At 34.3% G+C, this 1,038-nt stretch carries 1 protein-coding gene and 1 pseudogene; one reads left to right on the forward strand and one right to left on the reverse strand.

Annotated features, from left to right (window positions below):
* Window positions 1-370, forward strand: a pseudogene (locus BG20_RS13870) (vitamin B12 dependent-methionine synthase activation domain-containing protein); the annotation flags it as partial.
* Here BG20_RS13870 and BG20_RS02060 read toward each other — a convergent pair.
* A partial coding sequence (locus BG20_RS02060; protein ID WP_010190224.1) for a hypothetical protein occupies window positions 367-1,038 on the reverse strand: 672 nt, incomplete at its 5' end. The pseudogene BG20_RS13870 and the gene BG20_RS02060 sit on opposite strands and share 4 nt — an antisense overlap.

The raw sequence follows: 1,038 nt of genomic DNA on the forward strand, positions 1-1,038 counted from the left end.
GATGATATTGTTGCATTTCAAGCAGTTACAGTTGGAAACAAAGTTTCTGATGTCATTGAACAATGGAACAAAGAAGACAAGTATACTGATGCATACTATTTGCATGGTCTGGCAGTTGAAGTAGCCGAGGCATTGGCTGAATGGATTAACCGCAAAATAAAGTCTGAACTAAAACTGGTTAAAAGGAGGATTACGATACAGTTGGGGATTTCCTAGTTGTCCTGATGTCTCACAACACAGTTTAGTTTGGAGTTTACTTCATCCTGAAAAATCTGGAATGACTCTAACTGAATCTGGGCAAATCATTCCTGAACAATCTACTGCGGCAATTGTGGTACATCATCCGGAATCACAGTATTTTGTTCTTTAGATTTTCTTTAACGTCTCTTTTGCAAACGTAAAATCGCTTGGAGATGTGATTAAAACATCTCCTGATATACTATGAATTTGTCGGATAAATTCAGCTGGATCTTCTTTGTACCCAGACCAATCTAATTGCAAAAATTTTGCAGAGTTTTCATTTTTTTCTGTTGGTAACAAAATACATGGGATTATTCTAAATCCTTTGGGTCTTAATTTCTCTGAAATTCTTTGTACTTGTTCTGCTGAATGAATTACTTGTGTCATAAAGCCTTGTGGTGCAGCATCTATCTTCTTTTGAATTTTATCAAAATTAGGATTACTTGGTAGTGACAAGAAAAAATTTGTTTTCTTACCGTATCCTAAATCCATTAACTGCTTTACTACGAGACTTGGAATCAGACCTGAATCCACTGGATTTTCTTTTGATGGATCTCCTTTCAAAACAAGAACTCCATCTAATTTTAAGTCAATGGATTCTTGTACTGATTGTTTGATCATCGTCATGTCTTTGTCTCTAACTCGCATACTGATTGTAATTTGTAAATTAGGATAATTTTCTTTTAATAATTTTCCTGCACTCAAGGCAGAAATTCTTTTAGTTCCCAAAACAGAATCTGTGACATGAATTCCATCACAAAATGTATTGATTTCTGAAACTTTTTCTAAAAGTTTTGA

This window comes from Candidatus Nitrosarchaeum limnium BG20 (assembly GCF_000241145.1).
GTDB classification, from domain to species: domain Archaea; phylum Thermoproteota; class Nitrososphaeria; order Nitrososphaerales; family Nitrosopumilaceae; genus Nitrosarchaeum; species Nitrosarchaeum limnae.